The organism is Gilliamella apis (assembly GCF_002142155.1).
GTDB lineage: Bacteria > Pseudomonadota > Gammaproteobacteria > Enterobacterales > Orbaceae > Gilliamella > Gilliamella apis.
The window spans coordinates 15665-30519 of the sequence record NZ_NASD01000007.1 but is presented as its reverse complement, the minus strand read 5'-3'; the positions used below and the strand labels follow the sequence as shown (position 1 = coordinate 30519).

Here is a 14855-nt window from a genome sequence, read left to right as displayed (position 1 = left end):
AGGTTTTTGTTTGATTTGATTACAACTTAATCATGATTTTGAATATTTATATATATCAATTGGTTATCATAAATCAAGGGTTGTTTGTTAAGGCGGCTTTACATTCTTTTAGCTTAACTGAACAAAAAATATAACATTTCTAAAGGTCAAGTGTTTTTTGGGGATAATTTTTATTAATAGGTAAAATTTTAGGTTGCGAGTAATGAGAAAATTCAAATTATGTTCTGATTTTAAACCTGCTGGTGATCAGCCTGCGGCAATTGATCGGATAAATCAAAATCTTGATGATGGGATTGCGCATCAAACATTATTAGGTGTTACGGGCTCAGGTAAAACATTTACTATGGCCAATGTTATTGCCAAGCATAATCGCCCAACTATTATTTTAGCACCTAATAAAACTTTGGCAGCGCAGTTATATGGTGAAATGAAAGCATTCTTTCCTGATAATGCGGTGGAATATTTTGTTTCTTATTATGATTATTATCAACCAGAATCATATGTGCCTTCTACTGACACATTTATTGAGAAAGATGCCTCAATTAACGAGCATATTGAGCAAATGCGTTTATCGGCTACTAAATCGTTATTAGAACGCCGTGATGTAGTGATTGTGGCTTCAGTGTCTGCTATATATGGATTAGGCGCGCCTGAAACTTATATGTCCATGATTTTACATTTGGCAAGAGGTACCATCACTGATCAGCGTTCAATCTTAACGCGTTTAGCTGAATTACAATATACCCGTAATGAAATTGGTTTTAGTCGTGGTACGTTTCGGGTACGAGGTGATGTTATTGATATATTTCCTGCTGATTCTGATGAACTAGCTGTACGTGTTGAGCTTTTTGATGACGAAGTTGAACGGATAGTTATGTTTGATCCATTAACTGGTAATGCGATTAATGAAGTACCTCGTATTACTATTTATCCCAAAACGCACTATGTAACCCCAAGAAATATTATGGATAATGCGATTGCTGAAATTAAGCAAGAGCTTCAAGAACGCCAAAAAGTTTTGTTGGATAATAATCGACTTTTAGAAGAACAACGATTAACTCAGCGTACTCTATTTGATATAGAGATGATGACCGAACTTGGTTACTGTTCTGGAATCGAAAATTATTCAAGATATTTAGCTCAACGTAAAGCAGGAGATCCACCCGCAACATTATTTGATTATTTGCCGGCTGACGGCTTATTATTTATCGATGAATCTCATGTGGCAATTCCGCAATTGGGGGCGATGTATAATGGTGATAGATCACGGAAACTTAATTTAGTTGAATATGGTTTTCGTTTACCATCAGCATTAGATAACCGACCACTAAAATTTTCAGAGTTTGAAAACATAATGCCACAAACAATTTATGTTTCAGCAACACCAGCTAAATATGAAATTGAAAAATCGAGTGGAGAAATTATCGAGCAGGTTGTTAGACCTACAGGTTTATTAGATCCGATTATTGAAGTTAGACCGGTTGCTACTCAAGTTGATGATCTATTATCTGAAATTAAAGTGAGAATAAATCAAGATGAGCGAGTATTAGTCACTACTTTAACTAAACGTATGGCTGAAAACTTAACTGATTATTTATCTGAACATAATGTTAATGTTAAATATTTGCATTCGGATATTAATACCGTTGAAAGAATGGAAATTATTCGCGATCTTCGTCTCGGTAAGGTTGATGTGTTAGTTGGTATCAACTTATTACGAGAAGGATTAGATATCCCTGAAGTATCATTAATTGCAATTTTAGATGCTGATCGTGAAGGCTTTTTGCGTTCAGAAAGTTCATTAATCCAAACGGTTGGTCGTGCAGCTCGAAACGTGAATGGTAAAGCGATTTTATACGCCGACAAAATCACACCGGCTATGCAGAAAACGATCGACGAAACAGCGCGCCGTCGTAAAAAACAGGAAGATTTTAATGAAGCTCATGGTATTACGCCAAAATCAGTACGTAAAGAAATTAAGGATGTTTTAGATGCTGGTTTAAGCACGAAAAAAGCTACGGCTAAAGTACAAGCTTTTGAACCTGGTGGACAGTATAATTATGTTTCGGTCAAAGAAGTTCAAGCAAGAGTCAAAGAACTTGAAGCCATGATGTATGAAGCTGCCCAAAATCTAGAATTTGAAAAAGCAGGTGTTTTACGTGATGAGATCAAAAAATTACGATCTGATTTTATCAAAGTATCTTAATAAAAAGTTTTTAAGGAAAATATAATGACAATTACTCGTATAGATCCCGAAGATAGATGGTCGGAAGCGGTGATCCATAATAATGTGATCTATTATACAAGTGTGCCAACAGATTTACGTGATGATGCTTATACGCAAACCCAAAGTGCCTTAGCTGAAATAGATAAAATTTTAGCAAGAGCAAATAGTGATAAAAGTCGTATTTTAGATGCGACCCTTTTTTTGGTAAATAAAAGTGATTTCCCTGCCATGAATAAAGCGTGGGATGAATGGGTAGCAAAAGGGAAAGCTCCAGTTCGTTGTACTGTTCAGGCAGGATTAATGAAAAAAGAGTATTTGGTTGAAATTAAAATCGTTGCTGCGGTTAATCCATAAATTTATATTATTATCCGCCATATATTGGCGGATTTAATAACGTTATATTATGAGATTAGCTGTTTTATTTATATATTAGCTTAAATTGTCCGAATATTCAGTTTAACTTATTGATAAGAAGTCATACTTCTTGCTATCCCATTTATCAAATTTTAGTGTATACTTTCGACACTTAATATTTACATCTCCTTATAATCATCTATGCATACTCAACCAAAAATTGCCATTGTAATGGGTTCGAAAAGTGATTGGGCTACTATGCAGCATGCTGCTGATATTTTAGATACTTTAGCCATTACTTATCATGTTGAAATTGTTTCTGCTCACCGTACTCCAGATAAATTATTCGAATTTGCTGAACATGCTAAAACAAAAGGTTTTGATGTCATCATAGCTGGTGCTGGTGGTGCAGCTCATCTACCTGGTATGTTAGCGGCAAAAACCTTAGTTCCTGTTTTAGGTGTGCCAGTTCAAAGTGCTGCATTAAGTGGTGTGGATAGTCTTTATTCTATCGTACAAATGCCAAAAGGCATTCCTGTAGGAACTTTAGCTATTGGTAAAGCTGGAGCCGCAAACGCAGCCTTATTAGCTGCGCAAATTCTAGCATTACATAACCAAGAAATTTATCAACGTTTATCGAATTGGCGATTAAGTCAAACTGATGAAGTTTTAAATAATCCTGATCCGAGAGTAGCGATATAATATGACAATTCGATCTGTTTGTGTGTTAGGGAATGGCCAGTTAGGGCGTATGCTTCGACAGGCAGGTGAACCATTAGGTATTCATGTTTATCCTGTAGGACTAGATGTTGAACCGGCATCGATCCCTTATCAAAATTCTGTTATTACTGCTGAAATTGAACGTTGGCCTGAAACGCAATTTACGCAAATTTTAGCTAGTCATCCTCAGTTTGTTAATCGAGATGTATTTCCTATTATTGCGGACCGTTTAACTCAAAAACAGTTATTTGATGAACTGAACTTACCAACAGCTAAATGGTTTGCTGTTAATAATCAGCATGATTGGCCGAATTTTTATGAAAAATTAGGTGATTTACTAATTGTTAAGCGTCGAACCGGTGGTTATGATGGTCGTGGGCAATGGCGACTTTCTGTCGATGATGACATCACTGTGCCAAATGACGTTTATGAAAATGCTATTGTTGAACAAGCGATTCCTTTTGAAAAAGAGCTGTCGCTGGTTGGGGCTCGAAATGCCAAAGGGGAAACTGTTTTTTATCCTTTGACTAATAATTTGCATCAAGATGGCATATTAAAAATGAGTGTTGCTATCCCATGTGAAAATGAGACATTACAGGCAAGCGCTGAGCAGATGCTAGCAAAGATTATGCATAAACTTAATTATGTTGGTGTTATGGCAATGGAATGTTTTGTCATTGGCGATAGCTTATTAATTAACGAATTGGCTCCAAGGGTACATAATAGTGGTCATTGGACGCAAAACGGTGCTTCTATTAGCCAGTTTGAATTACATTTACGGGCTATTTTAGATTTACCATTACCTAAGCCAGATGTTTTTTGTCCATCAGTGATGGTGAATTTAATTGGTACCGAATTCAACATTAATTGGTTAGCGGTAGATTTAGTTCATTTGCATTGGTATGAAAAAGAAGTAAGAGTAGGGCGTAAAGTTGGTCATATCAATTTAAGCCATCAACATCGCCCAAAATTGATTGATGCATTAAATCAACTTGCTTCTATGTTACCAGCAGAATATGGTTCACCAATCGAGTGGGCAAAACAGAAATTATAGCTGATTGAACTTCAGGTTGCGATATGATCGATTTTAATAAAAAAATTAATTATCAACGATATGCCAGTAAACAACGTCAAGCGTCGGATGAATATTCTGTCTTGCGCTTTTTTGAAAGTGATCGGGGTCGCATCCTTAATTCAGCAGCGATACGGCGTTTACAGCAAAAAACACAAGTATTTCCTTTAGAGCGTAATTCTGTTGTGCGAACTCGGCTTACTCATTCAATGGAAGTACAACAAGTTGGTCGTTATATCGTCAAGGAGATTGTTAATCGTCTTAGTCTCTCTGGAAAATTAAAGACGTTTGGCCTAGATAAATCCGTCATGTCTATAGAAAGCTTAGTTGAAATGGCTTGTTTAATGCATGATATTGGTAATCCACCATTCGGCCATTTTGGTGAAGCAGCGATCAATCAGTGGTTTACTGCGCGTTTGGGAATTGATAATGATTCAAGCTATCCAATACTTAATATTAATGAGACCGATAAGCAATCACTCAAATCATTAAAATTAAAAATTCGCCAAGATCTTGCAAACTTTGAAGGTAATGCTCAAGCAATTCGATTGGTGCATACAATTCTTCGACTTAACTTAACTTATTCACAAATCGCTTCAATTCTAAAATATTCCAAACCTGCTTATTGGTCTAATGATATTCCAGATGAATTCAGCTATTTGATGAAAAAACCTGGATACTATTTGTCTGAAGAATCTTTTGTTAATGAATTATCACAGCAACTGGATATCCAACCATTTCATCGCTATCCACTTACTTATATTATGGAAGCGGCGGATGATATTTCTTATTGTATTGCTGATCTAGAAGATGCTGTAGAAAAGAAAATTTTAACTGTGCAACAGCTTTACCACTATTTAAAAGATGCATGGGGCCCAGTTAAAAAAGGTGATTTATTTGATGAAGTTGTTAATAAACCTTATGACAATTTGAAAAAAAATGAATTTGAAGCGATAGGCATTGACCAATTCTTTATGTATTTACGGGTAAATACTATTGCTAAATTGGTACCTCATGCGGCAGAACGATTCATTGAAAATATAGAAACAATCTATCATGGTTCATTTAATCACGCTTTACTTGAAGATCATGAAGCTGAATATAAATTACTGAATATATTTAAAACAGTTGGATTTGAACATATATTTAATCATGAGATGGTTGAAAATATTGAATTACAGGGTTATCGAATAATCACTGGTTTATTGGATATTTATAGTCCACTGCTAAATATGGCAACAGATGATTTTATTAACTTAGCCAAAACAAGTAATCATAAAAACTATCCTATTGAAACAAGGTTATATCATAAATTATCGGCAAAACATTGTGTCGCTTATCAACAAGCTATTGCATTATTGGACAAAGAGCATTCTAGCTTTAAATGTTGGGAATTCTATTATCGTTGCAGATTAATTCAAGACTATATTAGTGGTATGACTGATCATTTTGCTTATGACGAATATCGCAAACTAATGGTAACATTCTGATTATTAATATCTATCGGCACCAAAAATAGGCATAGGCACCAAATTGGTGCGATTGAAAGCCTATTTTTGTCATTAAAAACCCCTTTCCTCAAAATTTTTTTCTTAATAATAATTACCAACTAATTTTAAAAATATCAAATATTTCAATGGCTAATCATTCTATGCTAATTTTGGCATGTTCCTTGCATTAACTTAAATAACATTAATAGTAATAAGGAGTAATGGATGAAATTTGTCACCGTAGTTATAAAACCTTTCAAATTAGAAGAGGTCAGAGAATCACTATCCAATATTGGAATTACTGGTTTAACCGTTACTGAAGTTAAGGGATTTGGTCGACAAAAAGGTCATGCCGAGCTGTACCGTGGGGCAGAATATAATGTCAACTTTTTACCTAAAGTTAAAATTGAGCTAGCAATTAGTGATGAATTGGTTGATGAGGTAATTAGTACCATCAGTAAAGCTGCTTATACGGGAAAAATAGGGGATGGGAAAATTTTTGTTACTCCGCTAGAACATGTCGTTCGTATTCGTACCGGTGAAACTGATGAGTCAGCACTGTAATTATCAATAAGGATATCATTATGTTGAAAAAATTTATTCTCTGTTTCGGATTGGCTTTAGCTAGTCCAGTGTTTGCCGATGAAGTCGCAATTGCAGATAAGGCTGACAATGGTTTTATGATGATTTGTACCGCATTAGTTTTATTTATGTCAGTGCCTGGTATTGCACTTTTTTACGGTGGCTTATTAAGATCTAAAAACGTTTTATCCATGTTATCGCAAGTATTAGTGACATTTTCGTTGATTGCGGTGTTATGGATAGCTTATGGCTACTCTTTAGCCTTTGGTGAAGGTAACTGGTTTTTTGGTAATTTTAACCATTTTTTATTGGTTAATGTCGGTATTACTGATGTTTCTGGTTCGATCTATGAAATGATTTGGATTGCATTTCAAGGTTCTTTTGCTTGCATCACTTGCTGTTTAATCTTGGGGGCTTTTGCAGAAAGAATTCGTTTTTCAGCAGTTCTTATCTTTATGGTGTTATGGTTCACTTTCTCATATATTCCGATGGCTCATATGGTTTGGGGCGGTGGAATTCTTGGTGATGAAGGTGCATTGGATTTTGCTGGTGGTACTGTGGTACATATTAATGCTGCTGTTGCTGGTTTACTCGGTGCTTATATGCTTAAAAATCGTATTGGTTACAATCGAGAACCATTAAAACCGTTTAACTTACCTTATGTTTATTTAGGTGCAGCCATATTATATATCGGTTGGTTTGGTTTCAATGCCGGATCGTCAACACATGCAGATGAAATTGCTGGTTTAGCTTTTATTAATACCGTTGCCGCAACTGCTGCCGCTGTTTTGGCGTGGTCATTTGCCGAATGGATATTACGTGGTAAACCATCATGTTTGGGCGCAGCATCAGGCGTGATTGCTGGATTAGTTGGTATCACTCCAGCAGCTGGATTTGTTGGTGTCGGTGGAGCAATGTTAATCGGTCTTATTTGTGGGGTAGCTGGAGTTTGGGGAGTTTCATCTTTAAAAAGGATTTTAAAAGTTGATGATACCTGTGATGTATTTGGTGTACATGGTGTATGTGGTATTGTTGGTTGTCTATTAACTGGGGTCTTTGCTTCTGAGTCATTAGGCGGAACAGGTTATGCCGATGGCATCACTATGACAAGTCAAGTGGGTATACAGTTAATGAGTGTTATCACTTGTGTAATTTGGACGGCAATCATTGCTTATATTGCGTATAAAATTGCTGATTTTAGTGTTGGTTTACGGGTATCTGAAGAGCATGAACGTGAAGGACTTGATATCAATAGTCATGGTGAAAGTGCATTTAATAGTTAACATTATTTAGAAGATCTAAATTAAAAATCTACAGTATGTCTATACTGTAGATTTTATCTTATTAATTATTGTTAAGTTTTTTTTAGTCATCCCAAAGCATAATAGTATTATCTTCAGTTAAGACTAAGGGTGGAGCGAAAAGGTAATCTTTAAATCTGGTTGGTAGGGATTGAACATTGTTCAAGTTAAATTGTATTTCAGGGTAAAACTTGGCAAATTCCTTTAAACGATCATTCAGCAATTTCTTTACTCTATTTGATTCTTTGGCAATTAAGATCTCATCTTTTAACATACCGATTTGTTTTTTATGATGTTCTGATTCAAATATTTCTTGAAAAATAAAAGAAAAACCTGACTTATTATTTTGTTTATCATCATGATATTCCCTATATTCAGAATGGTGAAGTTTCAATTCCTTAATACGTAAATTAATAATTTCATCAATATGATCTGTATAATCATTTAATGTTGGGTCAAGATACGCTAAGGTTTTATGCTCAGGTATAGCATCATTGCTATGCACTAAGGTAAATAATGGTTTTTTATATGTCTTCATTCTGTAACTTCCTTTTAATTCAGGGTAAAAATAGAACAATAAATTTGACAATAAAACAGTGTTAATACTCATTATTGTCAAGGCATATCTGTTTAACTTTATGTTTACACATACAAAACAACTAAGACTGTTACTATACTGCTATTTACTACTGACTATTAAAACCAATGATTTAAGAAAAAATCATCTTGTTACGATATAAATAAGACTAACATGCTATTTAATAGCTTGTTTTAAACCTACTATTTTGCTGTGCCTCCTGTTATCTAAATATTATTAAAATACATAGCTTTGGTTAATATTTACTATATCTATAATATATATAGTAATAACTATGTAGCTTTTATTAATTGGTTTAAGATAAATTAGAGAAATCTTAATATGCTTGTTTATTAAGTTATTAATCTATAATAATAAACTGCATGTCTTAGGATGATGATTTAGATTTGAGATATATTGATACCTCGAATGCCAATCATTGGTTGATATAAGTCCATTTTAGAAGTATCAAATCTTCTGGAAAACGTTCACTAAAAAAAGGATAGACTTTATTAAATTATCATTTCGGACTTAATTTTATGTTATTACGCTACTAAAAATATCTTTTGAAAAACAACTTATTCTTATCAAAGCAACGCTAATCATTCTTAATTTAGAATATCAATTATGATATTGAGACGATCAATAAACTTTTCAATACCTACAGATAACATTACTTCATTTGTGTCATTTTACTAAATGTACTAAATAACAAATTATATCAACCACGGTAAAGACTTTATTTTATAGATATTAAAACTTATAAAAAATATAGATTACTTTTCTCTAATGCCTTAGCTAATACTACACTTTTTACAGTAATAAATACTAGTATTTTTTGTTTTTTTTGTCTAGTATTTGACAAATGATCTATTGTTAACTTTGCATGAGCTAAATTGTTGCAACATAGACGTCACATTAACCTGATAAAAAATAGTGGCTTTCCGAACGGTAATAGATTAGATTAGTCGAATGATCTTTTATAGTGTTCTTTGGGATCACTGCAAATGAATAGTGAAGATAAAGTATCAAATAGTAGCCGTTTTATTAATCGTTATCAATTATCGAAGTTACATACGTTTGAGTCTGCCGCTCGCCATTTATCTTTTGCTTCTGCCGCTGAAGAACTCTGTATTAGTCCTAGTGCTGTGAGTCATCAAATTAATAAACTTGAAGAAGAACTCAATTTTAAATTATTTAACCGATTTCACCGAAGAATAACTTTGACCAATGATGGTAAGAATTTATTTGCTGTGGTTAAAAAATCATTAAGTATTTTAAATCAAGAAATTGTCGATATTAAAAATAAGGATGTTACCGGCGCTATCACGATCTACTCTTGTCCCTCTTTTATTCAAGAATATTTGATCCCTAAAGTATCGCAATTTACAGAATCTTATCCGCATATCAATTTGAATATGATATCAGGAAATACACCTATTAATTTCAACCAATATCCAGTTGATTTAGCAATCTATTATGATTCTTTGCATTATGATGAATTAAATTGTGAACATTTAATTAGTGAAACACTTATTCCGGTATGTACCCCTGATTATGCTAAGCAATTTAATCTACTTTGCAATATCGAAAATTTAAAAAAATGTATTTTATTACATTATAATTCAGGTGATATGCTAGATTTTAGTTTTGATGAATGGTGCACATGGGCAAATTACTTTTCGTTATCTTTTGATTTTATTAAAATGCAAAATTTGTTATTCGATCGTTCAGACCATGTCATTGCTGCTGCAATCAATAATGCAGGAATTGCCATTGGTAGAAAGCAGACTATCAAAAAATATCTTGAATCGGGTCAGCTGATAGCCCCTTTTTTAGATATGGAAGCACCATGTGCACAGCGTTATTATATTTGCCGCTCACATGAAAGATATAATCCTAAAATAGATGTTTTTGTACAATGGCTTAAAAGCCATGTACAAGAGTAATTATGATAAAGACAATTAAGTGCAGTAATTTTATTACTACACTTAATACATTGCAGGATTATTATTTTTTCAGGTGTTTTAAATTAGGTAAGGCAATTGCCAACAAAATAATGATCACCCCAATCCATTGGTTTAAATATACCGATTCTCTCAAATAGAAATAAGAGCATGTTACCGCAACGGGAAGTTCTGCCGCTGATAAAATAGCACTTAATGAGATGCCAATTTTTGGAATACCTACCGAGAATAAAAAAGGTGGTAAGACAGTACCTAATAATGCCAGTAAGAAACCTAATTGGTAAATTTTATCATCAATATTTAATTCAAAGAAAAATAGTGGTGGAAAAATAATAAAGGTGACAATACAAGCTCCGGTTATCATGAGTGCACTTTTTTCTAATTTTGGTAATTCGTTACCAATATTGCTACTAGTGGTAATAAAAAGCGAATACATTAAAGCAGCTAAAAAGCCAAATAAACAACCCGTTAAATTCAACTTAATGGTCTGATTGAATATACCTGCTGCTAAACAGCTTCCAATGATAATTGTAATGATAGTCACTAACTGAATAGGTGTTGGTTTATTTTTAAAAATAACAAAATCAATAATTACACTTATCCATAAATATTGCATAAGCAAAATAATAGCAATAGATGCTGGAACCAATTGCACGCATTGATAATAACAAATCCCAACTAAACCGGGAAATATACCAACGGCACATACATGCCATTTTTTAGTTGAGCTTTTTTTGTGTTTATTCGTTGCTTTATTTTTATTGGTAGCTTTTACTATAAAATGGATCCCCCATAATATCAGCATACCTAAGAAACATTGAACTCCGGTCACTTGGCCAAGTGTATAACCTGATTTATAAGCGGTCTTGACAATAGAAGAGAGAACGCCGAAGCTACAAGCGCCTAAAAAAACTAATAAACCACCTAAAAATTTTTCTTTCATAACTAAATCTCATTACTTTTAAAACTATATGTGCCGTCAATTATTGGCACATAAAAATTATAACCAACAAGAAATATCTTGTGGCTTTATGTCACTATTTTTACGGTATGGGAATACTCAAAAAACAGAGGATAAATAAGGGATGGGTTATCCCTTATTTATATTGATAAGTTATTACTTCGCAGATTCGGTTTTATGTTGATCATAATTAAAGGTAAAATAAAATACTATACCTAAAACTAATGCGTAAGCAGCAAAACTTAACCATATTGAGTGCCAATCTTTTAATCCATCATGTGTATTGATATCAACCACAATACCACTAATAAATGAACCTATAATCGCACCGATACCATTAACCATGGTCATAAATAACCCTTGGGCACTAGCACGTATATTAGCATTAACTTCTTTTTCAATAAAGATGGAGCCTGAGATATTAAAGAAGTCAAATGCACAACCATATACAATCATTGATAGCATCAATAATACAAAACCAAATGGTGTTGGATCACCATAGGCAAAGAAGCCAAATCTAAGTGTCCAGGCAATTAAGCTGATCATTATGACTTTCTTTATGCCAAATTTGTTAAGAAAATATGGGATAGTCAAAATAAAAGCAACTTCAGCCATTTGCGAAACAGATAATAATATCGCTGGATGTTGAACAATTATGCTGTCTTGAAATTCGGCAATTCTGCCAAAATCTTTTAAAAACGCACCACCAAAGGTATTAGTGATTTGTAATATAGCACCTAACAACATCGAAAACAGAAAAAATATCAACATTACTGGTTTTTTAAATAACACAAATGCATCTAAACCTAAACGTGAAATCCATGATTGTTGTTGGTTTTTGGTGATTTCAATATTGGGTAATGTCGCACTATAGATAACTAAAATAATGGAAGCCCCACAGGCAATATAGAGCTGAGCATTGCTTATATCGAATTTTAGTAAACTGATGGTCCACATTGCGATAATAAAACCTACAGTTCCAAAAACACGGATTTTTGGGAAAACCGTAACAGTGTCTAAATTACTTTTATCTAAACAGTGATAACTTAATGAATTAGATAATGCTATAGTTGGCATAAAAGCCATTGCATTAACCAGCATCACCCAATACAGTTGGTTGGGTGTTGTTACTGAGGCTGCATAAAATAATGCAATAGCACAAATAGTATGACAAAGCATAAATAAGTATTTAGGTGGAATAAATTTATCGGCAATAATACCAATAATAAATGGCATAATTAATGCAGCAAAGCCTTTAGTACTGTAAACCAAACCAACGTCATAACCAGAAAAATTCAACGTATTGATCAAATAAATACCAAAAGTTGTTAACCAGCTTCCCCAAATAAAATATTGGAAAAACATCATGACTTGTAATCTATGTTTTATGTTCATTATTTATATCCAAAATAAAGTGAACTGCTAATATAAAATTATAAAAAATTACTTTTTAGAATGACTTATTAAAAACTAAAAACGAGCAATTGTTTTAGTAATCAATTGTAAGAAAGTTGATTTAACTCGTTCAGCGGTTTCAATAACTTCTTCATGACCTAAAGGTTGATCTAAAATGCCACAAGCCATATTGGTTAAACATGAGATTCCGATGGTTTTAATACCTGAATGATGAGCAATGATTGCTTCTGGAACGGTTGACATACCTACAGCATCAGCACCTAATACTCTGATCATTCTAATTTCTGCTGGCGTTTCATACGTTGGGCCTGTCCACCATGCATAAACACCTTGTTGTAACGTGATATTAAGTTCTTTAGCAACTTCGCTAACTGTTGCGCGTAATTGTTTATTATATACTTCGCTTACATCAAGAAAACGTACGCCTAATTCTGGATTATTTGGCCCCATTAATGGATTATTAGCGGTCAAGTTAATGTGATCTGTAATTATCATTAAATCACCAGGTTTAAAGCTGGTATTAACTGCACCACAGGCATTGGTAATGATAAGTTTTTCTACGCCAAGCATTTTCATTACCCGAACAGGGAAGGTAACTTGATCCAATGAAAAACCTTCGTAATAATGAAAGCGCCCTTTCATGGCAACAACGGTTTTATCGCCACAGTTACCAATAACTAATTCATTAGCATGACCGACAGCAGCAGATTTGGCAAAATGAGGGATATTGTCATAAGGAATGTGTACTGCATCTTCAAGAGTATCGGCAAAAGGGCCTAAACCAGATCCAAGTATAATTCCAATTGTTGGTTTTTTATTAGTTTGTTGTTGAATATAGTTTACTGCTTGTTGTATATCTACTGTTTGATGCATGACACTATCCTTTCAAATTTAAGTATACGCTTAATTGATAACACGATTAAAAATCATTATGATTATTAATCAGTTATGTAAAATTATTTATAATATCAATAACTGATAATTGATTAAAAATAGAACAATCATTTAAAAAAGAATATATAATAAAAACAAAGTTGTTCTTATTTTCGGCGTATATTATGATGATCTTCGATAAATAAAGAAAGGTGTGAAATAATATATATTGAATTAAATTTATTTTTATATGAAAAATCAATAAATTGAATGGTTAATTATTTTATTGATTATGTAAAATAATTGTTCAGTCTGAATTTATTATTGATAGACTATTTCTCAGTGATTCGTTGACTATCGGTATAAATTACTCCTTGGGTGTTTCTAAAAAAACCAACTAAAGTTAAATTACTTTGTTTAGCTAGTTCAATTGCCATTGTCGTTGCGGCTGATACGGCAAATAGAATTTCTATGCCACAACGAGCTGTTTTTTGTACCATTTCATAACTAGCTCGGCTTGAAACAAGAATTATTCCTTGTATGTTTTGCTTAGTTTCTTGTTGTATTTTTGCTCGATAACCTAACAATTTATCTAATGCAACATGTCTGCCAATATCTTCAAATCCAGCAATAAAATTACCAGTTAAATCCAACCATACAGCCGCATGTGTACAACCGGTTTGTCCTCCAACAGTTTGTACTTTGGTTAGATAATCAAGGGCATGATGAAAATCAGATAAACGGATTTTATTGTTTGATAAAAGAGGGGGAGTAAATTGACAAACTTGCTCTATTTGTTCTGTACCACAAATACCACAACCAGTACGACCAGTTAAATTGCGACGCTTTTCTTTTAATTGCATAAAACGTCTTGACGATAGTTCAATATGGACTTCAATACCTTGTACTGTTTCAATAATATCAATGCCATAAATTTCACTAACTGATTCTATAATTCTTTCAGTTAATGAAAAACCAATAGCAAAATAATTGAGATCTTTCGGGGTTGCCATCATGACGACATGAGAAATACCATTATAAATTAGCGCCACTGGTTTTTCTGTGGCTACAGTATCATCTTCAGACGGCTGTAATTGACCATGTTTAAATTTATTTACATTAAAGCTTTTAATGCCCACTGTCATGGTTTATCTCGAAATAATTGTTTGACTAAATCTAGCTATCATTTTAAATATAATAACTTAGCTTAGCAGCAATAAAAAGGCCAATATTTAGGTTGGTTGACTTTGTTAGATTCTACCAATGATTAGTCCAATTAGAACTATCATATATTTGTTGTGTTAAAATAAAGCCT

13 protein-coding genes are annotated in these 14855 nt (G+C 33.2%); 8 read left to right on the top strand and 5 right to left on the bottom strand.

Annotated features, from left to right (window positions below):
* Positions 1 to 202 precede the first annotated feature (202 nt).
* From uvrB to amtB, 7 genes are all read left to right on the top strand, one after another.
* Positions 203 to 2206, top strand: a complete 2004-nt coding sequence (uvrB, locus tag B6C84_RS04840; protein ID WP_065579298.1) for an excinuclease ABC subunit UvrB — start codon at positions 203 to 205, stop codon at positions 2204 to 2206.
* A gap of 24 nt (positions 2207 to 2230) precedes the next feature.
* The gene (locus B6C84_RS04835) at positions 2231 to 2581 is read left to right on the top strand and encodes a RidA family protein (RefSeq protein ID WP_065613362.1); all 351 of its coding nucleotides are present in this window, start codon (positions 2231 to 2233) and stop codon (positions 2579 to 2581) included.
* A gap of 201 nt (positions 2582 to 2782) precedes the next feature.
* Positions 2783 to 3283, top strand: a complete 501-nt coding sequence (purE, locus tag B6C84_RS04830) for a 5-(carboxyamino)imidazole ribonucleotide mutase (protein WP_065579296.1) — start codon at positions 2783 to 2785, stop codon at positions 3281 to 3283.
* Positions 3284 to 3290: 7 nt separating this feature from the next.
* Complete coding sequence (gene purK, locus B6C84_RS04825) at positions 3291 to 4355, top strand: 5-(carboxyamino)imidazole ribonucleotide synthase (protein WP_086320274.1); 1065 nt, start codon at positions 3291 to 3293, stop codon at positions 4353 to 4355.
* 23 nt (positions 4356 to 4378) lie between these two features.
* Positions 4379 to 5863: a dGTPase gene (gene dgt, locus B6C84_RS04820; protein ID WP_086320263.1), complete on the top strand. Its 1485-nt coding sequence runs from the start codon at positions 4379 to 4381 to the stop codon at positions 5861 to 5863.
* A 225-nt stretch (positions 5864 to 6088) separates the two neighbouring features.
* Positions 6089 to 6427, top strand: a complete 339-nt coding sequence (gene glnK / locus B6C84_RS04815; protein ID WP_065613358.1) for a P-II family nitrogen regulator — start codon at positions 6089 to 6091, stop codon at positions 6425 to 6427.
* Between the two features lie 20 nt (positions 6428 to 6447).
* A complete protein-coding gene (gene amtB / locus B6C84_RS04810) occupies positions 6448 to 7728 on the top strand; it encodes an ammonium transporter AmtB (RefSeq protein WP_086320262.1) in 1281 nt (426 codons plus the stop codon).
* 82 nt (positions 7729 to 7810) lie between these two features.
* Here the strand turns inward: amtB and B6C84_RS04805 are convergent, their stop codons facing one another.
* Complete coding sequence (locus B6C84_RS04805) at positions 7811 to 8284, bottom strand: hypothetical protein (RefSeq protein ID WP_065613356.1); 474 nt, start codon at positions 8282 to 8284, stop codon at positions 7811 to 7813.
* A gap of 1046 nt (positions 8285 to 9330) precedes the next feature.
* Here B6C84_RS04805 and dsdC point away from each other — a divergent pair.
* Positions 9331 to 10272 (top strand): DNA-binding transcriptional regulator DsdC, encoded by a 942-nt coding sequence (dsdC, locus tag B6C84_RS04800; RefSeq protein WP_065651816.1) that lies wholly within the window; start codon positions 9331 to 9333, stop codon positions 10270 to 10272.
* 61 nt (positions 10273 to 10333) lie between these two features.
* Here dsdC and B6C84_RS04795 read toward each other — a convergent pair whose 3' ends face one another.
* From B6C84_RS04795 to fdhD, 4 genes are all read right to left on the bottom strand, one after another.
* A complete protein-coding gene (locus tag B6C84_RS04795; RefSeq protein ID WP_086320261.1) occupies positions 10334 to 11233 on the bottom strand; it encodes an EamA family transporter in 900 nt (299 codons plus the stop codon).
* Between the two features lie 174 nt (positions 11234 to 11407).
* Entirely contained in the window at positions 11408 to 12646 is a 1239-nt protein-coding gene (locus B6C84_RS04790; RefSeq protein ID WP_086320260.1) for a nucleoside permease, read from the bottom strand.
* Positions 12647 to 12721: 75 nt separating this feature from the next.
* Positions 12722 to 13540: a purine-nucleoside phosphorylase gene (locus B6C84_RS04785; RefSeq protein WP_065613350.1), complete on the bottom strand. Its 819-nt coding sequence runs from the start codon at positions 13538 to 13540 to the stop codon at positions 12722 to 12724.
* Positions 13541 to 13872: 332 nt separating this feature from the next.
* Complete coding sequence (fdhD, locus tag B6C84_RS04780; protein WP_086320259.1) at positions 13873 to 14685, bottom strand: formate dehydrogenase accessory sulfurtransferase FdhD; 813 nt, start codon at positions 14683 to 14685, stop codon at positions 13873 to 13875.
* Positions 14686 to 14855: the final 170 nt, after the last annotated feature.